Source organism: Paracoccus jeotgali (assembly GCF_002865605.1).
GTDB classification, from domain to species: Bacteria; Pseudomonadota; Alphaproteobacteria; order Rhodobacterales; family Rhodobacteraceae; genus Paracoccus; species Paracoccus jeotgali.
This window is the reverse complement of record NZ_CP025583.1, coordinates 2046828-2065841: the sequence shown is the minus strand read 5'-3', so window position 1 is coordinate 2065841 and position 19014 is coordinate 2046828. Positions and strand designations below refer to the sequence as shown.

At 68.5% G+C, this 19014-nt stretch carries 17 protein-coding genes; 6 read left to right on the top strand and 11 right to left on the bottom strand.

Going from position 1 to position 19014, the window contains the following annotated elements; all coding sequences use genetic code 11:
- Window positions 1-55: 55 nt before the first annotated feature.
- The 4 genes from CYR75_RS10100 to CYR75_RS10085 are packed head-to-tail and all read right to left on the bottom strand — an operon-like array spanning window position 56 to window position 3259.
- On the bottom strand, window positions 56-1462 hold the full coding sequence (locus CYR75_RS10100) for a 4Fe-4S binding protein (protein ID WP_101499931.1): 1407 nt from the start codon (window positions 1460-1462) through the stop codon (window positions 56-58).
- The gene (locus tag CYR75_RS10095; RefSeq protein ID WP_225972675.1) at window positions 1459-2304 is read right to left on the bottom strand and encodes an FTR1 family iron permease; all 846 of its coding nucleotides are present in this window, start codon (window positions 2302-2304) and stop codon (window positions 1459-1461) included. Before CYR75_RS10095 ends, CYR75_RS10100 begins: the two co-directional genes overlap by 4 nt.
- Window positions 2305-2317: 13 nt before the next feature.
- A complete protein-coding gene (locus CYR75_RS10090; RefSeq protein WP_101499930.1) occupies window positions 2318-2665 on the bottom strand; it encodes a cupredoxin domain-containing protein in 348 nt (115 codons plus the stop codon).
- 60 nt (window positions 2666-2725) lie between these two features.
- The gene (locus tag CYR75_RS10085) at window positions 2726-3259 is read right to left on the bottom strand and encodes an iron transporter (protein ID WP_101499929.1); all 534 of its coding nucleotides are present in this window, start codon (window positions 3257-3259) and stop codon (window positions 2726-2728) included.
- Window positions 3260-3538: 279 nt separating this feature from the next.
- Here CYR75_RS10085 and pheT point away from each other — a divergent pair, with 279 nt between their 5' ends.
- Complete coding sequence (pheT, locus tag CYR75_RS10080) at window positions 3539-5944, top strand: phenylalanine--tRNA ligase subunit beta (protein WP_101499928.1); 2406 nt, start codon at window positions 3539-3541, stop codon at window positions 5942-5944.
- Window positions 5945-5972: 28 nt separating this feature from the next.
- Here pheT and CYR75_RS10075 read toward each other — a convergent pair whose 3' ends face one another.
- Genes CYR75_RS10075 through CYR75_RS10060 form a run of 4 tightly spaced genes read right to left on the bottom strand, consistent with a single transcriptional unit; the run spans window position 5973 to window position 9469 of the window.
- On the bottom strand, window positions 5973-6605 hold the full coding sequence (locus CYR75_RS10075) for a glycosyltransferase family 29 protein (protein WP_101499927.1): 633 nt from the start codon (window positions 6603-6605) through the stop codon (window positions 5973-5975).
- On the bottom strand, window positions 6602-7642 hold the full coding sequence (locus tag CYR75_RS10070; RefSeq protein ID WP_101499926.1) for a glycosyltransferase family 4 protein: 1041 nt from the start codon (window positions 7640-7642) through the stop codon (window positions 6602-6604). Before CYR75_RS10070 ends, CYR75_RS10075 begins: the two co-directional genes overlap by 4 nt.
- On the bottom strand, window positions 7635-8822 hold the full coding sequence (locus tag CYR75_RS10065; RefSeq protein WP_101499925.1) for an MFS transporter: 1188 nt from the start codon (window positions 8820-8822) through the stop codon (window positions 7635-7637). The genes CYR75_RS10070 and CYR75_RS10065 overlap by 8 nt, the downstream gene beginning before the upstream one ends.
- Window positions 8822-9469: a carbonic anhydrase gene (locus tag CYR75_RS10060; protein WP_101499924.1), complete on the bottom strand. Its 648-nt coding sequence runs from the start codon at window positions 9467-9469 to the stop codon at window positions 8822-8824. Before CYR75_RS10060 ends, CYR75_RS10065 begins: the two co-directional genes overlap by 1 nt.
- 143 nt (window positions 9470-9612) lie before the next feature.
- Between CYR75_RS10060 and CYR75_RS16060 the strand changes: the two genes are divergently transcribed.
- From CYR75_RS16060 to CYR75_RS10045, 3 genes are all read left to right on the top strand, one after another.
- Window positions 9613-10008: a hypothetical protein gene (locus CYR75_RS16060; RefSeq protein ID WP_158644625.1), complete on the top strand. Its 396-nt coding sequence runs from the start codon at window positions 9613-9615 to the stop codon at window positions 10006-10008.
- Between the two features lie 84 nt (window positions 10009-10092).
- Window positions 10093-11487 (top strand): leucyl aminopeptidase family protein, encoded by a 1395-nt coding sequence (locus tag CYR75_RS10050; RefSeq protein WP_101499922.1) that lies wholly within the window; start codon window positions 10093-10095, stop codon window positions 11485-11487.
- Window positions 11484-12317, top strand: coding sequence for a C40 family peptidase (locus tag CYR75_RS10045; RefSeq protein ID WP_101499921.1), 834 nt, complete (start codon window positions 11484-11486; stop codon window positions 12315-12317). Before CYR75_RS10050 ends, CYR75_RS10045 begins: the two co-directional genes overlap by 4 nt.
- 269 nt (window positions 12318-12586) lie before the next feature.
- On the opposite strand, the gene truB is transcribed toward CYR75_RS10045, so the two are convergent.
- From truB to rbfA, 3 genes are all read right to left on the bottom strand, one after another.
- The gene (gene truB / locus CYR75_RS10040) at window positions 12587-13504 is read right to left on the bottom strand and encodes a tRNA pseudouridine(55) synthase TruB (RefSeq protein WP_101499920.1); all 918 of its coding nucleotides are present in this window, start codon (window positions 13502-13504) and stop codon (window positions 12587-12589) included.
- A gap of 68 nt (window positions 13505-13572) precedes the next feature.
- Complete coding sequence (locus tag CYR75_RS10035) at window positions 13573-14343, bottom strand: phosphodiester glycosidase family protein (protein WP_101500984.1); 771 nt, start codon at window positions 14341-14343, stop codon at window positions 13573-13575.
- Entirely contained in the window at window positions 14324-14743 is a 420-nt protein-coding gene (gene rbfA, locus CYR75_RS10030) for a 30S ribosome-binding factor RbfA (protein WP_101499919.1), read from the bottom strand. Before rbfA ends, CYR75_RS10035 begins: the two co-directional genes overlap by 20 nt.
- An 80-nt stretch (window positions 14744-14823) precedes the next feature.
- Here rbfA and dapB point away from each other — a divergent pair, with 80 nt between their 5' ends.
- Both dapB and CYR75_RS10020 read left to right on the top strand, forming a co-directional pair.
- A complete protein-coding gene (dapB, locus tag CYR75_RS10025) occupies window positions 14824-15636 on the top strand; it encodes a 4-hydroxy-tetrahydrodipicolinate reductase (RefSeq protein ID WP_101499918.1) in 813 nt (270 codons plus the stop codon).
- Window positions 15637-15761: 125 nt separating this feature from the next.
- Window positions 15762-18854 carry a valine--tRNA ligase gene (locus tag CYR75_RS10020; protein ID WP_101499917.1) on the top strand — a complete coding sequence of 1031 codons (3093 nt, stop codon included), beginning with the start codon at window positions 15762-15764 and terminating at the stop codon, window positions 18852-18854.
- Window positions 18855-19014 lie beyond the last annotated feature (160 nt).

Below are 19014 nucleotides of genomic sequence, written 5' to 3'. Positions count from 1 at the left end.
TGAAGGGGTCAGACGCGCTGACGTCACGATCCGGGGCAGCCGGTCGCCGTTCGCCCTACCAATGCCAGAACAACAGCCACCAGCCGACCAGCGGCGCGGTGACCGACAGGATCGCCGCCCCGCTTGCCACCACTTGCCGCAACCCGCTGGCATAGCGGCCCAGAATCCGCGTCAGCAGCCAAGACGAGGCCATGACGGCGATCGCGAGCGTCCAGAACCGCGCCGTGCCGATCCAGCCAAGCGCGAAGCCATCCGCGCGCAACTGCGTCACCGTCATCGACGACAGGCCCAGAATCACCCCCGCCGCCGCCAACGGGATCAGCCCGTGGGCGAGGTGGTGGAACCGCTGCCACTGCCACCGCCCGACGAGGCGGACGGCCAGCGCCAGCGGCAGGGACACGCCCAGGCTGAGGATCGCGGTCGCGGCGGCGATATAGGACAGCAGCACCGTCGCATCCAGCAGGGTCAGCACGTCGTTGCGGCCGGGATAGTTGGTCAGCATGAACCAGGGCAGGCTGTGTTCCAGCGGCCAGATCGTGTCGTGCCGGATCAGCCAGCCGGCCAGCGCCTGCTTGATGGTGACGAACCACGGGCTCGCCGACCACTGGAAGGCGCCAAGGGCCACGCCGATCAGCCCGGTGATGATCAGCAGGCTGTCCCAATGGCTGGCGGTCTCGCCCGCGACATGGACGACCTCGTGATCCGGGCGGCGGGATTTCAGCTCGACGGCGTCGCGGAACCCGGCGCAGCGCCCGCACATGTGGCAGGGGCTGGCGCCCTTCATCGTCTTGACGGCGACCAGCGGCGCGCAGGTAAAGGGCTGCATCGCCTCGGGCCGCTGCACCGGCGCGTTCCATTGCTGCTGATCGACGCCGAAATGCACCGGCGCGAGCTTGGACAGCAGCCCGAACACCCCGTTCACCGGGCAGAGATAGCGGCACCAGACGCGCTTGTTGCGGCCATACATATAGCCCACCGCAATGGCGGCGGCGGTCGAACCGCCAAGGATCACCAGCACCGGCAGCGGATATTGATAGACGCTGATCAACTGACCATAGACCGTGGTCATCACGAAGGCCGCAAAGGGCCAGCCGCGCCAGCGAATCCAGCGCGGCGTGGCGCGGCCGCGACCGTGGCGGGCGGCGAATTCGGAAAGCGCGCCTTCGGGGCAGAAGATGCCGCACCAGAGCCGCCCGAAGACCAGCATCGAGATCAGCACCCCGGGCCACCACACGCCCCAGAACAGGAACTGCGCCAGCAGCGTCAGGTTGTTCCAGATATGCGCGCCCGAAGGCGGCAGCGGCAGCACCGCCGGCCCGATCAGCAGCACGGCATAGATCAGCACCACCGCCCATTGCATGGCCATGATCGCCCGGCGATGGTCGCGCAGCCACAGGCCCACGCGCGCCAGCCGGGACGGTTGCGGCACCGAGGCCGCGTGGCGATAGTCGATGGCGGTCATGCCGCGCCCCCCGTGGCGGGCCGGGTCTGGCGCGATTGCCAGGACGAGATCGCGTAGATCGCCCCCCAATAGACCACCCAGACCGCGACCGTGACCGCGCCGGGCATGGCGCGATAGCCGGTCAGCCCGGCGACCAGCCCGCCCCAGCGGCTCATGTCATTGACCAGCCAGCTTGTGTCCCACAGCGGATCGGTAAAGGGCAGCACGCCCAGCCCGATCAGCTTTTCGGCGCCGCTGGTGAACATCTGGCAGGCCAGCAGCAGCAGCAGCACCTCGGTCACGCGAAAGAACAGCCGCCAGGACAGCCAGCGCCGGCCAAGCTGCAACAGCCCATAGGTCGCCAGCGCCAGCGCAAAGCCGCCCAGAATCGCCCCGATCACCGGCAGCAGCCCGCCGACCGCATCGGCCCCGGCGGACAGGATGCCATACAGGAACACCACCGTCTCGCTGCCCTCGCGGCCGACCGCGATCAGCGCCAGCGCAAAGATCCCCCACCAGTGGCGCTGGCGGGTGGCCTGCGACAGCCCGTCATGCAGCTCGCCCTTGAGCGTGCGGCCATGGGCGTGCATCCAGCTGACCATCTGCACGATCAGCACGCCCGCGATCAGCACCAGCGCGGTCTGGAACCAGTCCTGCGCCTCGCCCGACAGGGCGTTGGCGAACACCATCAGCGCGCCGGCCAGCACCGCCGCAAGCGCCAGCCCGGCCAGAACCCCGCCCCACAGATATTTCCGCCCCGCCGCGGCGGTTTCGTTCGCGGCCATCCAGGCGGCGAGGATTCCGACGACCAGCAGCGCCTCGACGCTTTCGCGCCAGACGATGAAAAGGATCTGGGTCAGCATGGTTGTCTCCGGTCTATTTCGCGGTGATGGTCCCGTTGGCGCTGTCGAGGTTCATGTGGAATTCCTCGAAGAACGGATAGGTGCCGGGCGACAGCTTGCGGAAGACCAGGAAGGATTCCGCCCCCGGCGCCAGCACCTTTTCCTTGTAGAGGCGCAGGCTTTCGAACTCGGCCGCGGTGGTGCCGATGTTGCGGATCGCCAGCTTGAAGGGCTTTCCGGCCTCGACCTCGATATGCTGCGGCGTCACCACGCCGTCATTCAGCGTCACCTCGATCACCGGCATGTCGGCGGCGCGCAGCGCGCCCGCCGGAACCAGCGACAGCCCGGCGGCAAACAGCGCGGCAGTCAAAAGCGGTTTCATGTCAGTCTCCTGCGAGGTCACGGGGTGGCGGGCCGGGGTGTGCGGCCCGCCGGTCGTGGATCAATAGCCACCCTTCTTGCCGGTGCCGGCAAAGGTGAAGTCGTAATCCTTGGTGAAGGCGTCGAACCATGCCGCGACGCCGGTCTCGGGGTCGGTGTGGCGGCCGAACTGCATCCCGTCGGGCGGCGCGATGGACAGTTCCAGATGATATTCGCCCGGCCCGTCCATCTTGACGTTGTCGCCGTAATGGGGGCCGTCATTGGCGACCATCGGCATCATCTTGCCCTCGGCGGTCCAGTCGCTGCCCTTCTTGGTCAGCGTATAGCCAATCTGCAGATAGGGCGCCCATTCGCCCTCGGCCAGCCCGTTCGGGTTGCCGCCAAGCGCGTGGATATCGGCCTCGAGGTGGATGTCAGATTCGGCCGCCGGGGTCATCATGCCCTCGTGGTCCATCTGGATCGGCTGCAGATAGACCGCCGCGATTTCCAGCCCGCCACCTTCCTGCGGCTCGCCGATGGGATATTCTGCGGCGCTTGCGGCCGAGGCGAGGGCAAGGCTGGCAAAAGCGGCGGCGGCGAGGTGCAATCGAGGCATGGGCAATTCCCTGTCAGTTGAAACGAGTCGTGTTTCCGACTTACGCGACCATTTTAATCGAGTAAAGAGTTTCCCGCCGTCACGATGCCTTGAAGCCCCGGCCGCGGTCGATCTGTCGCAGGCTCACGGCGCTGCCAACCGGCCGCCCGCCCCCTTGCGCCACCGGCAAATCCGGGGGTGACAAGGCCAAGCGGGGTTGACGCCCCGGCCCGCGTTCGTTTCAAGGCTGTAAATCCGCCTGCGGCCTCGGTTCGGGGTGCGCGAAGATCAAGGTGCGCCATGAAATTCACCCTGTCCTGGCTCAAGGACCATCTGGAAACCGACGCCACGGTCAACGAAATCGCCGAGGCCCTGACCGATCTGGGTCTCGAGGTGGAAGAGATCAGCGATCCCGCCGCCCGGCTGGCCAGCTTTCGGCTGGCCCGCATCACCCATGCCGAGCAGCATCCCGATGCCGACCGGCTGCGCGTCCTGCGGGTCGAAACCGACAGCGGCGAGGCGCAGATCGTCTGCGGCGCACCCAATGCGCGTGCCGGGCTGATCGGCGTTCTGGCGCGGCCCGGCGATTATGTTCCCGGCATCGACACCACGCTGTCGGTCGGGCGCATCCGGGGCGTCGAAAGTCACGGCATGATGGCCTCGGAACGCGAGTTGGAGCTGTCGGACGAGCATGACGGCATCATCGAGCTGCCCTCGGGTCAGGTCGGGCAGCGCTTCATCGACTGGCTGGCCGAACATGCGCCCGACCGGATCGACCCGGTGATCGAGATCAAGATCACCCCCAACCGCCCCGACGCGCTGGGCGTGCGCGGCATCGCCCGCGATCTGGCCGCGCGCGGTCTGGGCACGCTGAAGCCGCTGGAGCAGATCCGGGTCGAAGGGCAGTTCGACTGCCCGACCGGGGTCTCGATCGCGCCCGAAATCGCGGCCAGCGCGCCGTTCTTTGCCGGGCGGGTGGTGCGCGGCGTGACCAACGGGCCGTCGCCCGACTGGCTGCAAAAGCGGCTGCGCGCCATCGGTCTGCGGCCGATCAATGCGCTGGTCGATATCACCAATTACTTCACCCACGACCTGAACCGGCCGCTGCATGTCTTCGACATGGCGCAGCTTGATGGGAACCTGCATCTGCGCGGGGCGCTGGCCGGCGAGACGCTGCAGGCGCTGGACGACAAAACCTATGCGCTGCCCGAAGGCGCGGTGGTCATCACCGATGCCAGCCGGCTTTTGTCCATCGCCGGCGTCATGGGCGGGGCCGAGACCGGCGCCCAGCCCGGAACGACGGATGTCTTCATCGAGGCCGCCTATTTCGACCCCATCGCCACCGCGACCACGGGCCGGGCGCTGCGCATCAACTCGGACGCGCGCTATCGGTTCGAGCGGGGGATCGACCCGGAATTCACCCTGCCGGGGCTGGAACTCGCGACCCGGATGGTGCTGGACCTGTGCGGCGGCGAGGCGTCCAACGTCGTGACGGCGGGCGAGGTGCCGGACCACGCGCGCGCCTATCGGCTGGATACCGACCGCGTGGTCAGCCTGGTCGGGATGCAGATCGAGGATACCGTGCAGCGCCAGACGCTGGAACATCTGGGCTTTCGCATGGATGGCGACATGGCCCATGTCCCCAGCTGGCGGCCCGATATCCAGGGCGAGGCCGATCTGATCGAGGAAATCGCCCGCATCGCCAGCCTGACCCGGCTGGTCGGCCAGCCCCTGCCGCGCCCGCGTCCCGGCGTGCCGCAGCCGGTGCTGACCCCGTTGCAGCGGCGCGAGGGCGAGGCCCGGCGCATGGCCGCCGCGCTGGGATATAACGAATGTGTCACCTACAGCTTTGTCGATCAGGACTCGGCGGCGCTGTTCGGTGGCGGGCAGGATGCGGTGCGGATCGAGAACCCGATCAGCAGCGAGATGACCCATCTGCGGCCCGACCTGCTGCCCGGCCTGCTGGCGGCGGCGGCGCGCAACCAGGCGCGCGGCTTTGCCGATCTGGCGCTGTTCGAATGCGGCCCGGTCTTTTCCGGCGGCGAGCCGGGGCAGCAATCGCTGCGGCTGACCGGACTGCTGGTCGGGGCCAATGCCGCCCGCGATCCGCATGGCTCGCGCCGGGCGGTCGACATCTATGACGCCAAGGCCGATGCCGAGGCGATCCTGCAGACCATCGGCGCCCCCGCCCGCACCCAGATCGACCGCAAGCTGGACGGCTGGTGGCATCCCGGCCGCGCCGGCAACATCCAGCTTGGGCCGAACCGTCTGGCGAGCTTTGGCGAGGTCCATCCCCGCATTCTGCGTCAGATGGACGTCAAGGGCCCGGCCGTGGCCTTTACCATCCACCTACCGAACGTGCCGCTGCCCAAGACGCGCGTGACGACGCGGCCGGCGCTGAACGCCTCGGCCCTGCAGGGCGCGGATCGGGATTTCGCCTTTGTCGTCGATCGCGGGGTCGAGGCGTCCAGCATCGTCAACGCCGCCGCCGGGGCCGACAAGGCGCTGATCGAGCGGGTGCAGGTCTTCGACCAGTTCATCGGCGACAAGGCCGAGGCGCAGATGGGTCAGGGCAAGAAATCCGTGGCCATCACCGTGCATCTTCAGCCGCGCGACAAGACCCTGACCGATGCCGAGATCGAGGCCGTGGCCGCGAAGATCATCGACAAGGTCGGCAAGGCCACTGGCGGCGTGCTGCGCAAATAGCCGCCGTCCGCTGCCCCGCCCGCCGGTCCTAACCGGCCAGGCGGAGGCGGTGCAGATGCAGGCGCGGGTCGGCTGTCAGGCGCGCGGCCACCCATGCGGCCTCGGCGTCGAAATCATGCGGCACCTGATCGGCGCCGCGGCTGCCGGTCAGCGATTTCGAGGCGAAGAAGTCGAAGCCGTAAAGATCGAGCCGCGACAGATCCCCGCGCAGCAGCAGCTCGATCAGCATCAGCCCGGTGCTGGGCGGGGCGCCAAGCTCTGCGCGCAGCGCCTGATGATCGGCCAGCGGGTGCAGATAGAAGCCCGGCGAATGGGCGCTGCGATAATCCAGCCGCTTGCGCTTGTGCGACATCCACAGGATGCGCCCCGGCTTGATCCGCGCCAGCTCGGCACGGGGCAGGCGGGTGGCCAGACCCAGCCAGTCGGTGCGCGTGCCGTGGCTTTCAGGCGCGGGCATGGGCGCCAGGTTGATCCGCACCACCAGATCATGGTCGTCGATGGCCGCGCCCTGCCGGCTGTCCCGCAGGGCCCGCGCATTGCCGACCAGCGCCACGCTGCGCTCGGCCAGCCGGTCGAGCAACTGCCCCTGCGGCACCGACAGGCTGGACAGCATCGCGTCATTGCGCAGCAGCCGAGCGGCGATGAAGCGCAGCGGGGTCATGCCAGCAGCTTTCGATAGACGGCGACGATGGCGCGGGCCTCGTCCTCGATGGCGTGATTGCGGGTGACGTGATCGCGCGCCGCGTGTCCCGCGGCCTCGCGCCGTGCCGGATCGTCCAGCCATGCCGCCACCGCCTCGGTCAGCGCGTCCGCATCGTCCGGCGGCACCAGAGAGCCGGTGACGCCGTCCTCGATCAGCGTCTCATAGGCGCCCACCCGGCTTGCCACCACCGGCACGCCGCAGGCCATCGCTTCGAGCGGGGTCAGCCCGAACCCCTCCCACCGGGCCGGGGCGGCAAAGAGGTCGAGCGCCTGATAATGGCAGACGACCTCCTCCCACGGCAGTTCGCCCAGAAACCGCACCCGTTGGGCAAGGCCCGCGGCGGCGATGCGGGTCTTCAGGCCGGTGACGAAGCTTTCATTGTCGGGTGTGATGCGGCCGGTCAGGATCAACTGCGCCTTGGGCCGGTCGGGAAACAGCCGCAGCGCGGCCTCGACCAGCAGATCGACGCCTTTCTGCGCCCGCACCCGGCCGAAACAGCCGATCAGCACGGCATCCGGGTCCAGCCCAAGGCTGTCCCGCAGCGCGCGCTTGTCGGCGGCGGGGTGAAAGACCTGGGTGTCGACGCCGTGCAGGATGACGCTCGCCTCTCGCTCCAGATAGGACGCTGCCTGTGGCGAGGTCGCGATCACCGCATCCTGCTGGCGGATCAGCCATTTGGTGAACCCGCTATGATCGCGCTGCGCGGCCGAGGTGAACAGCAGCCTAAACCGCCGCCCCAGCACCCGCCGCAGCAGCAGCCCAAGCGCCATTTCCGTGTTGCGCCGCGCGTGCCAGACTCGCCACTGGTCGCGCGGCAGGCTCGCGGCCTGCGTCAGCGTCACATGCGGCAGGCTGTCGGGCAGGCCCGGCCCGGTGGTGACGATGCCGATCATCCGCTCTTGCACCGGGATCAGGCGCACCACCGTCGCGGTGACGCCCGACAGGCGGCGCTTGAGGTTCGGTGCGATCACCTCGATCTTGCTGGGGTCAGTCATCCGGGGCCTCGGGGGTCAGAAGATACAGCCCCAAGCCTAACGCAAGCGGCAGCGCAAAGAACAGGAACAGCGTCGAATAGGCGGCGGCAGGACCGGCAAGCCCGGTCGCCGCGTTATAGACCGGACGCGAGCCGAACTGCAAAAGCCCCGTCCCGCCGATCGAGAACATGTTCAGAAAGGTGACCCCGCGCCCGACCAGATGCGGCGGCAGAAAGGCGCGGCCATGCGCGATCATCAGCACATAGAAGGCGCCGGTAAAGCCCACCAGCGCCAGCAGCAGAACCGACAGCCCCAGGCTGCTGGCCGGAAACAGCCACAGCGCCGCGATGGAGATCATCGTCGCGCTGGTGCCGATGATGATCGTGCGCCGGACCGAGCCGATCACCCGCACCGCCGGACCGGCAAGGAAGTTCCCCGCGATCATCGCCAGCCCCATCAGCAGCGTCGCCTGCCCGACCCTGTCCTGCGAGGCGTCGAACACTTCTTGCAGGTATGGCCCGGCCCACAGCCCGCGAATCGCGGCCGAGGCGCCGTAATTCACCGCAAAAAGCGGCAGGATGAACCACAACGCGCGCAACCGCAGCACCTCTCGCAGCCCGCCCGAGGGGTGGCTTGCGTCCAGATGCGGGGGATCGCGGACGACCAGCCATTTGGCGGCGGCAATGGCCAGCGTCAGCCCACCCATCAGCCACAGCGCCGAGCGCCAGCCCATCGCCTCGGTCAGCGAGACCAGCGGCGCGGCGCTGAGCAGATTGCCCGAGGCGCCAAGGGCCACAAACACGCCTGCCAGCATCCCGAAATCCCGCGCAGGGTAGTTGCGGGCAAAGATGTAATAGGCCGACATCAGCGCCGAGGAACAGCCGATGCCGATCAGCACCATCGCCAGATGCAGATGCCAGGGCAGGGTGGCGCTGGCGAAGACAGCCGCCCCGGCCGCCGCGACCAGCATCAGCCCCGCCGCCGTCCGCCGCGGCCCGATCCGGTCGAGACTGCGCCCGACCGGCACCTGCATGGCGGCAAAGGCCAGAAACCAGATCCCCGACGAGATCGCCAGATCGTCCGGCCCGGCCCCCAGATCCTGCTGCAACCGGGGCGCCAGCACCGCCAGAAACGTCCGGTAGAACTGGCTGAGCGTATAGCCCAGCACCAGAACCCAGATGCCGGCGGTGAAGCGCCGCATCAGACCGGCACGAACCGCCCCGCCGGGCCGTCGAACTGCAGCAGCGTGCCGTCGCCGATGTCGTGGATCAGGCCGTGCAGGGTCAGGTGCCCGGTCTCGACCGCCTCGCGGACAAAGGGGAAGGTCATCAGGTTTTCCAGCGAGATCATCACCGCCTCGCGTTCCAGCGCCGGCACCTGATCGGGTTCCGGCAGGTCCGAAATGCGTTCATATCCCGGCCGCAGAATATCCATCCAGCGACCGATAAAGCTGGAATCCTCCTCCAGATCAGGGGCCTTGCCGCTGCACATCGCATGACACCCGGCAACGCCGCCGCATTTGGTGTGGCCCATGACGATCAGATGGGCGACCTTCAGCGCCAGCACCGCATATTCGACCGTGGCCGAGGTGCCGTGCTGGTTGCCGTCCGGCGTATAGGGCGGCACGAGGTTGGCGATGTTGCGGTGAATGAAGAACTCGCCCGTATCGGCCCCGAAGATCGAGGTGACATGCACCCGCGAATCGCAGCAGGAAATCACCATCGCGCGGGGGCGCTGCCCCTCATCGGCCAGACGGCTGTACCAGGCCCGGTTTTCCGCGAATGTCGTGGCGCGCCAGCCATTATACCGGCTGACAAGGTAATGCGGCAGAACTCTCGCATTGTGCATCTGTGGTCCTTTCCTTTCGCGCACCCCGTAGATAGGCGCAGAATGCCTTCAATTCGAGCGATATTTTCCGGCGCCGGGTAAGGAAATCATAACAGCCCGCTGCCATGTTCGCCTAAGCTGCTTGGACGCAAAGGGTATGGCGAATGACGGACAAGGTTGCGGCGCTGGCAGTCGCGGAAGAGGTGCGGATGGATTCGGCGCAGCTGCGGCGGATCGTCACCGAACTGGGCGAGGTGGCGGGGGAAAGCGTGATCCAGCTTGCGCTGGAACAGATGGCGATGACGGCGCGGACGCTTTGCGATCTGGCGCAGCAGGGATGCGAGGGGCAGGTGATCGCGCAGGCCGAAAAGCTGTCGCGGATGGCGTGGCAGCTGGGGCTGGTCTCGCTGGCCGGGGTGGCGGTGGATGTGGCGGATTGCGCGAAACGCGGCGATGCGGTGGCGCTGGGGGCGACGGCGGCGCGGATGCTGCGGCTGGCGAATGTCTCGCTGACCGGGATCTGGGACTGCGACTGGAACGCGGATTCGGGCGGCGGTTAGCGGTGGGGCAGGGGCCGGGGCGTGTGCTTGCAGCCGGCGTTTCGCGGTGACATGCTGCGCGCAAAACCATAGATCGAGGCCGCCATGACCCCCGAATTCGCCCCCGCAGATGCCGCCTCTTACCCGCTCTGGCTGGTTCGCGACGAGGCTCCCGACGAGCTGCCCGATGCCCTGGACGAGGCGGCGCGGGCTTGGGTCGAGGCCTGCGGCTTTACCGGCGAGGCCGATCAGCTCTGCGTGATCCCCGATGCCTCGGGCGGGATCGCCGGGGCGCTGGTGGGCATCGGCCCCCACCGCGACACACCCCCGCGCAGCCGGTTTGCGCTCGCCCAGGTGGCCGCGGCCCTGCCCGCAGGCGCGTGGCGCATCGACAATTGGCCCGACGGCGTCGACCCGGCCGAGACGGCGCTCGGCTGGCTGCTGTCGCAATACGCCTTTGGCCGCTATCGCAAGGCCGAAGGCGCCAAGGCCCGTCTGGTCGCGCCCCCGCGCGTGGACGCCGAACGCCTGCTCGCCATGGCCGGGGCAGAGTTCCTGACCCGCGAGCTGATCAACACCCCCGCCAACGACATGGGCCCGGACGATCTCGAGGCCGCCGCCCGCGATCTGGCGACGCGGCACGGATTTTCGGTCGAGGTGACGGCGGGTCAGGCGCTGCTGGACGGAAATCTGCCGCTGATCCATGCGGTCGGGCGCGCGGGCGCGCAGGCCCCCCGGCTGATCGACCTGCGCCGTGGCGACAGCGGCCCGACGCTGACGCTGGTCGGCAAGGGGGTCTGTTTCGACACCGGCGGGCTGGACATCAAGTCGCCCTCCAGCATGGCGCTGATGAAAAAGGACATGGGCGGGGCGGCCACGGTGCTGGGTCTGGCGCAGATGCTGGTGGAAACCGGCGCGGCGGAGGGGCTGTGCCTGCGCGTGCTGATCCCGGCGGTCGAGAACGCCATCGCCGGCGACGCCTTCCGGCCGGGCGATATCCTGACCAGCCGCAAGGGCCTGACGGTCGAGGTGAACAACACCGATGCCGAGGGCCGTCTTGTCCTCGCCGACGCCATGGCGCTGGCCGCCGAGGAGACGCCCGACTGGCTGATCACCATGGCCACGCTGACCGGGGCCGCGCGGGTGGCGCTGGGCCCGGACCTGCCGCCCTTTTACTGCGATGATGATGCAGCGGCCGCGGCGATCATGCGCGCCGGGCAGCGCAACTGGGACCCGGTCTGGCGGATGCCCTTCTGGCAGCCCTATGAGGAGATGATCGAACCCGGCATCGCCGATCTCGACAACGCGCCTTCGGGCGGCATGGCGGGGTCGATCACCGCCGCGCTGTTCCTGCGCCGCTTTGCCGAGGGTGCGGGGCGTTACGCGCATTTCGACATCTATGGCTGGCAGCCCAAGCCCGCGCCCGGCCGCACCAAGGGCGGCGTGCAGCAGGGCGCGCGGGCGCTGCTGGGCGCCCTGCCGGACCTGCTGGTGAAATGAGCGACCGCCGCCTGACCCCTGCGACGGACCGCGTCATCCTGTCCTCGGCCGCCGCTGACGCCGACGGACGCCGCGTCACAGACGGCGAACCGGCGCGGATCGGGGTGGTGCTGGCCGAGCTGCTGGCCGCGCCGGACGGCAAGCGCGACCGGCAACTGGTCTTCGGCGCGGATGTCACGGTGGTCGAGCGGCGCGACGGCTGGGCCTTCGTTCAGGCCAGCCGCGACGGCTATTGCGGCTGGGTCGCGACCTCGGATCTGACGGACGGGCAGGCCCGGATCACGCACCGGGTCAGCGCCCCCGAAACCCATATCTATCCCGCGCCCGACATGAAGACCCGCGAGGCGGGCTGGCTGCCGATGAATGCGCGGCTGACGGTGGATGAGGTGCAGGGGCGCTTTGCCCGCCTCGCCACCGGCGGCTGGGTGCCGGTTCAGGCGATCTCGGACCGCTTTGCCACCGATCCCGTCGCCACCGCCGAAAGCCTGCTGGGGACGCCCTATCTGTGGGGCGGCAACAGCCGCCACGGGATCGACTGCTCTGGCCTGATGCAGGCGGCGCTGTTTGCCTGCGGCATGTCCTGCCCCGGCGACGCCGATCTGCAAAAGGCGGCGTTCGAGCCGGTCGAGCAGGCAGAACGCGGCGATCTGCTGTTCTGGCCCGGCCATGTCGCGATGGCCTGCGGCGACGGGCGGATGATCCACGCGACCGCCTGGCAGATGCGGGTCATCCACGAGGACATCGCCTCTGCCATTGCCCGCATCGACGCGGCGGGCGAGGGCCCCTTCCGCGGCGCCCGCCGGCCGGTGGGTGCGGCCTTAGAGATGTAGCGGGAGGGCAAACTGGTGGAGGTGTGACCCGGTGTGAGGGCCGCGCAGATGACAACTGCCCGTGGCCAAGGGACGCTGCGACTCTGAGGATGGTGGGCGATGCCGGTTCAGGCGGCTGTGAAGGTTCAGCGATCAATTCCGCTCGGGGGGCAGTTTCCGGCGCGGCGAACCGCGACAGCCCCGCCAGATCAGCAGCAATGCCATTCTCTGGGGCGCACGCGGCAGCCGCTCCACCGCGCCGAACGCCACCTCGAACTGCTCCCGCAGCGTTACGCCTCCGACCCCTCCGGCAGCGGCAGGTTGAACACCCTGTCTGGCTGCACCTCACCGCCCAGATAGCGGCCGAGGCAGAGGGCGCGGCCGTCATGGCTGACCCAGACCTCTTCGCCGAATTGCGCGTGCCCAAGGACCTGGCCGGGGTTGCCGTTCAGGATGTGAGCGGCGCCTTGATCGGTGGCGCGCAGTTCGGGCAGATCGGTCAGCGCCGCCTGAAGGGGCAGCAGGCGTTGTTCCAGCTCGGCCTGATTGGCGCGGTCGATCAGGTCGAAGGGCACCGCATCCTCGACATCGAAGGGGCCGGACCAGATCCGGCGCAGCTGGGCGACATGGCCCAGACAACCAAGACTGCGCCCCAGATCGCGGGCGATGCTGCGGACATAGCCGCCCTTGCCGCAGACCATTCGCAGCGTGGCCGTCCCCTCATCCGTCGCGAGCAACGTCAGCTCATCGACAAAGAGCGGGCGCGCGGCAAGCTGCGGCCGCTCGCCCTCTCGCGCCAGATCATAGGCGCGGGCGCCGTCCAGCTTGACCGCCGAAAAGGCCGGCGGGACCTGCATGATGTCGCCCTGAAACTGCGGCAGCGCGGCCTCGATCGCTGCCGCATCGGGGCGGGCGTCGCTGCGGTCCAGCACCTCGCCTGAGGCGTCGTCGGTCGTCGTCTCGGCGCCCCAGATGACGGTGAACTCATAGGCTTTCAGCGCCTCGGTCAGGATCGGGACGGTCTTGGTCGCCTCGCCCAGGGCCACCGCCAGCACCCCCGTTGCGTCGGGGTCGAGCGTGCCCGCATGGCCCGCCTTTTTCGCATCGAGCGCCCAGCGGACCCGTCCCACCACATCGGTCGAGCCGATCCCCGCCGGCTTGTCCACGATCAGCCAGCCCGAAATGTCGCGACCCTTCTTGCGAGCCATCTGGCCCCCCTTTGTCCTGAAAGCCGCTGGCGATAGCGCGCCGCCCGCCCGCCGTCAACCAAAGGGCCTCAGCCAGCCGGTGCGGTCAGTCCGATCATCGGCCCCAAGGGCCAGCCGAAATCGCTGCGGCCGAGTGCCGGCGCATAAAGGCGCGAGATCGAGCCGTCGAAATACAGCGCGTCGCGCGCCTGCAAGCCGTCGCGGAACAGCCGACCGAATTCGTGGAACGTCACCGGCCGGTCCGAGATCGCGAACCACGCCGTCTGCCCGTCCTGCGAGACGCCGACGCCGTTGCGGACATAGCGGCTGTCGCTGTCGATCAGGAAACGCGGGTGCAGATCACCGTCGATGACCAGCATCGGCCCGGATTGCGTGGCCAGCCGGCAGGCGGGCGCCGAGGTGCTGAAGCGGCGCGATTCGATGACCTGAAACGGTGTCTTGCCGCCGGTGCAGAAGACGCCATTGGGCAACAGCCCGAAATTGCCGCCGCCTTCGCCGGTGACGACGGCGCCGTGCACTTCCTCGCCGGAACGGAACAGCCCGACCGGCGCGTAGTCGCTGTGATACATCCCGGCGTTCATGGCAAACAGCAGCGTTTGACCGCCCAGATGCTTGCGCAGGCTGCCGAAATGGTTCAGCGGGCGGCCGCGACCGTCGTAAAGCCACAGGCCCAGACGCGGCTCTTCGTCGGCGGTGACGGTGCAGACGGCGTAGCCCTGGCCGTCATGGTCCAGCTTGTCACAGTCGGCCGCGCCAGCCGCGCCGGGCAGGCCAAGCGCCAGCAGCGCGCCCGCGACCACCCCCAGCCGGCGGCGCAGATCAGTCCAGAGCGTCGTCATCATCGTCGGCGGCGATGTCGCGCTGCACGCGCTCGTCGGCGAACAGCCGGCGCGTCTCGTCCATGCGGTCAAAGGTCTCGTCGATCTGGAACCGCAGCTCGGGCGCGTATTTCAGGTTCAGCCCCTTGGCGACCATGTGGCGCAGCTCTCGCGCATTGCGGCGCAGGGCGAGCAGGGCCTGTTCGGCGCCCTCGCCGCCAAGCGGCATGACATAGGCCGTCGCAACCTGGAGGTCGGGCGAGGTGCGGACCTCGCCCACCGTGATCGAGTGGCGGTTCAGGTCCGGGTCGTGGACGTCGGCGCGCATCAGCAGCTCGGACAGGCGATGCCGGATCAGCTCGCCCACGCGAAGCTGCCGTTGCGACGGGCCGGGCCCGGTTTGAAAGCGGTTCTGTGCCATGCCCGCAGATGTAGGGGCTTGGGCCGCGGGCCGCAATGGACTAAGCGAGGGGGCAAAGGCAGTCGGGAACGGGGGCGAGCATGGAACAGCCGGGAATCGTGGTCACGGGCGTGTCGGGGCGGATGGGCCAGATGCTGGCGCGGCTGGTGCTCGGGTCGGATCAGGCGCGGCTGGTGGGGGCGGTCGAACGCACGGGCAGCGACTGGATCGGCAAGGATCTGGGGCAGGCGATGGGCGGGGCGGCCAACGGCGTGATCGTCACCGATGATGCGGTCTCGGCCATCGCGCAGGCGCAGGCGATCATCGACTTTACCACCCCCGCCGCGACCGTGGGTTTCGCGGAGCTGGCCGCGCAGGCCCGCGCCGTCCATGTGATCGGCACGACCGGGCTGTCCGAGGATGATCTGGCCGCCATCTCGCGCGCCGCCCGCCACGCGCCCATCGTGCGCGCCGGGAACATGAGCCTTGGGGTGAACCTGCTGGTCGGGCTGACCCGCAAGGTCGCCGCGACGCTGGGAGAAGACTGGGACATCGAGATCGTCGAGGCGCATCACCGCCACAAGGTCGATGCCCCCTCGGGCACCGCGCTGATGCTGGGCGAGGCCGCAGCCCAGGGCCGCAACGACGCGCTGGAGAACCTGCGCACCCCCGCCCGCGACGGCATCACCGGCCCCCGCGCCGAGGGCAGCATCGGCTTTGCCGCCATTCGCGGCGGCGATGTGGTGGGCGAGCATGACGTCATCTTTTGCGGGCAGGGCGAGCGGATCGTGCTGCGCCATCTGGCCAGCGACCGGGCGATCTTTGCCCGCGGCGCGCTGCGGGCGGCGCTGTGGGGTCAGGACAAGGGTCCGGGCGAATACGACATGATGGATGTGCTGGGGCTGACCAGCTAGCGGCGCGTCCCTGCCGGTGGCGGGCGATCCTGACGCCCGGTCGCGGCGTTTCCCCTTTGCCGGTCTGGCTCTTGGCCTGCCGCGGCGAAACCGTTAGGAGGAATCGCAAAGATCAGGGGATCACCATGACCATGGACAAGACATTCGACGCCGCCAGCGCCGAGGCCCGCATCAGCGCCGCCTGGCAGGACCACCGCGCCTTTGCCGCCGGTGCCAATGCCAAGCCGGGGGCCGAGAGCTTCTCTGTCGTGATCCCGCCGCCCAATGTCACCGGCAGCCTGCATATCGGGCATGCGCTGAACAACACCTTGCAGGATATCCTGGTCCGCTGGCACCGGATGCGCGGCTTTGACACGCTGTGGCAGCCGGGGCAGGACCATGCCGGCATCGCCACCCAGATGGTCGTCGAGCGCCAGATGGCCGAACGCGGCGAGCCCGGCCGGCGCGAGATCGGGCGCGAGGCGTTTCTGGACAAGGTCTGGGCCTGGAAGCAGGAATCCGGCGATACGATCATGAACCAGCTGATGCGTCTGGGCGCCAGCTGCGACTGGTCGCGCAACGCCTTCACCATGTCCGGCGCCCCCGGCGCGCCCGAGGGGCAGGGCGGCAATTTCCACGATGCGGTGATCCGCGTGTTCCTGGACCTGTATGCCAAGGGGATCATCTATCGCGGCAAGCGGCTGGTGAACTGGGACCCTCATTTCGAGACCGCGATCTCGGATCTCGAGGTCGAGAACCGCGAAGTGCCGGGTCATATGTGGCACTTCAAATACCCGCTCGCGGGCGGTGAGACCTATGAATATGTCGAACGCGATGCCGACGGCAACGTCACCCTGCGCGAGACCCGCGATTATATCAGCATCGCCACCACCCGGCCCGAGACCATGTTGGGCGACGGTGCCGTGGCGGTCCATCCGGGCGATGCGCGCTATGCCCCGATCGTCGGCAAGCTGGTCGAGATCCCGGTCGGCCCGAAACAGCTGCGCCGCCTGATCCCGATCATCACCGACGATTATCCCGACCCCGATTTCGGCTCGGGCGCGGTCAAGATCACCGGCGCACATGATTTCAACGACTATGCGGTGGCGCTGCGCAACAACATCCCGCTTTACACGCTGATGGACGGCAAGGGCGCGATGCGCGTCGACGGGCTGAGCTATGCCGAGAGCGCCGAGATCGCCACCGCCGCCGCGCGGGGCGAGGATGTGGGCGATGTCTCGACCGTCAACCTCGTGCCCGAGGATCTGCGCGGGCTGGACCGGTTCGAGGCGCGGCGGCGGGTGATCGACCAAATCACCGCCGAAAAGCTGGCGGTGACCTATCTGCACAAGGAAATCGAGCCGGAAACCGGCGCCGAGCATCTGGAAATGCGGCCGCTGGTCGAGGCCAAGCCGATCATGCAGCCCTTTGGCGACCGCTCTGGCGTGGTGATCGAGCCGATGCTGACCGATCAGTGGTTCGTCGACACCGCCCGCATCGTGCAGCCCGCGCTGGACGCGGTGCGCGAGGGCCGCACCCAGATCCTGCCCGAACAGCACCGCAAGGTTTATTTCAACTGGCTGGAAAACATCGAGCCGTGGACCATCAGCCGCCAGCTGTGGTGGGGCCACCAGATCCCGGTCTGGTACGGGCTTGACCTTTCCGTGCGGGGTTTCACCGATGACGAGGGCGACGGCGCGCTGGACGAGGTCGAACTGTTCGAGATCCTGTCCAGCGGGCTGGTCCATCGCGGCGACATCCACCGCGCCGGGACCGGCATCGCCGAGGTGGCCGATCAGTTCCGCGACGCCATCGCCGGGCTGCCGCAGCCGCTCGAGGTGTCGCGCGTGATCGAGGTCGCGGATCGCGATGCCGCCATTGACGCCTTTGCGGCGGGGCTGGCGGAATACAACCTGACGCAGGACCCGACGCGGCTGGTCTATCCGGTCTGGCGCGACCCGGACGTGCTCGACACCTGGTTCAGCTCGGGCCTGTGGCCCATCGGCACGCTGGGCTGGCCCGAGGACACGCCCGAGATGCGGAAATATTTCCCGACCGACGTGCTGGTGACGGGCTTCGACATCATCTTTTTCTGGGTCGCCCGGATGATGATGATGCAGCTCGAGGTGGTGGGCGATGTGCCCTTCCACACCGTCTATGTCCACGGGCTGGTGCGCGACGAAAAGGGCGCCAAGATGTCCAAGTCCAAGGGCAATGTCATCGACCCGCTGGACCTGATCGACGCTTACGGCGCCGACGCGCTGCGCTTTACCCTGACCTCGATGGCGGCGATGGGCCGCGATCCCAAGCTGGGGCCGAAGCATGTCGAGGCGAACCGCAACTTTGTCACCAAGATCTGGAACGCCACCCGCTTTGCCCAGATGAACGGCGTGCGCGGCGGCGGCGACCGGCCCAGCCCGCGCCATACCGTGAATCGCTGGATCATCGGCGAGGTCGCCCGCGCCGTCCAGGCCACCGATCAGGCACTGGACAGCTATCGCTTCAACGACGCCGCGCAGGGGCTTTACGCCTTTGTCTGGGGCACGGTCTGCGACTGGTATGTCGAGTTCGCCAAGCCGCTGTTCGACGGCGAGGATGCGGCCGAGACCCGGGCGACGATGGGCTGGGTGCTGGACCAGTGTTACGCGCTGCTGCACCCTATCATGCCCTTCGTTACCGAAGAGCTGTGGGCGCTGACCGGCGAGCGGGACCGGATGCTGGTTCATGGTGACTGGCCCGAACTGCCCCCCAGCCTGATCGACGCCGAGGCCGACCGGCAGATGAACTGGGTGATCACGCTGATCGAGAACATCCGCTCGGCCCGCGCGCAGATGGGGGTGCCGGCGGGCGCCCGGCTTGACCTGATCGTGACCGAGGCCGACGCCACCGCCCGCGCCGCGATGGAGGCGAATGCGCCGCTGATCGAGCGTCTGGCCCGCGTCACCGCCCCGGTCGATGGCGTGGCCGGTCGGGGCATGATCGCGGTGTCCGCCCCCGGCGCGTCGCTGGCGCTGCCCATCGGCGAGGTGATCGACATCGCCGCCGAAACCGCGCGGCTGGAAAAGCAGCAGGCGAAGACCGCCAAGGACGCCGAGGGGCTGCGCAAGCGGCTGGGCAACCCGCGTTTCGTCGAGAACGCCGAGTTCGAGGTGATCGAGGAAACCCGGCAAAAGCTGGCCAATCTGGACGAGGACCTGTCCCGCCTCGACGCCGCCCTGAATCAGCTGCGCGCCATGTGATGGCGCGCGGGCGCTGCGGGGGCTGGGGAACTTCGCCACGTCGTGCAGCGGTCGGCGGGGCGGGACAGACCGGCAGCGAGCCGCGTGGTCGGACGCGGCTGATTGAAGGGCTATGGTCACCGCGTCCTGTGAACTTATTGCCAGCACCACGCGATAGCGT

Coding starts and splice junctions, on each gene's coding strand:
- CYR75_RS10100 (WP_101499931.1), bottom strand. CDS start 1,462: ATGACCGCCATCGACTATCGCCACGCGGCCTCGGTGCCGCAACCGTCC.
- CYR75_RS10095 (WP_225972675.1), bottom strand. CDS start 2,304: ATGCTGACCCAGATCCTTTTCATCGTCTGGCGCGAAAGCGTCGAGGCG.
- CYR75_RS10090 (WP_101499930.1), bottom strand. CDS start 2,665: ATGAAACCGCTTTTGACTGCCGCGCTGTTTGCCGCCGGGCTGTCGCTG.
- CYR75_RS10085 (WP_101499929.1), bottom strand. CDS start 3,259: ATGCCTCGATTGCACCTCGCCGCCGCCGCTTTTGCCAGCCTTGCCCTC.
- pheT (WP_101499928.1), top strand. CDS start 3,539: ATGAAATTCACCCTGTCCTGGCTCAAGGACCATCTGGAAACCGACGCC.
- CYR75_RS10075 (WP_101499927.1), bottom strand. CDS start 6,605: ATGACCCCGCTGCGCTTCATCGCCGCTCGGCTGCTGCGCAATGACGCG.
- CYR75_RS10070 (WP_101499926.1), bottom strand. CDS start 7,642: ATGACTGACCCCAGCAAGATCGAGGTGATCGCACCGAACCTCAAGCGC.
- CYR75_RS10065 (WP_101499925.1), bottom strand. CDS start 8,822: ATGCGGCGCTTCACCGCCGGCATCTGGGTTCTGGTGCTGGGCTATACG.
- CYR75_RS10060 (WP_101499924.1), bottom strand. CDS start 9,469: ATGCACAATGCGAGAGTTCTGCCGCATTACCTTGTCAGCCGGTATAAT.
- CYR75_RS16060 (WP_158644625.1), top strand. CDS start 9,613: ATGACGGACAAGGTTGCGGCGCTGGCAGTCGCGGAAGAGGTGCGGATG.
- CYR75_RS10050 (WP_101499922.1), top strand. CDS start 10,093: ATGACCCCCGAATTCGCCCCCGCAGATGCCGCCTCTTACCCGCTCTGG.
- CYR75_RS10045 (WP_101499921.1), top strand. CDS start 11,484: ATGAGCGACCGCCGCCTGACCCCTGCGACGGACCGCGTCATCCTGTCC.
- truB (WP_101499920.1), bottom strand. CDS start 13,504: ATGGCTCGCAAGAAGGGTCGCGACATTTCGGGCTGGCTGATCGTGGAC.
- CYR75_RS10035 (WP_101500984.1), bottom strand. CDS start 14,343: ATGACGACGCTCTGGACTGATCTGCGCCGCCGGCTGGGGGTGGTCGCG.
- rbfA (WP_101499919.1), bottom strand. CDS start 14,743: ATGGCACAGAACCGCTTTCAAACCGGGCCCGGCCCGTCGCAACGGCAG.
- dapB (WP_101499918.1), top strand. CDS start 14,824: ATGGAACAGCCGGGAATCGTGGTCACGGGCGTGTCGGGGCGGATGGGC.
- CYR75_RS10020 (WP_101499917.1), top strand. CDS start 15,762: ATGACCATGGACAAGACATTCGACGCCGCCAGCGCCGAGGCCCGCATC.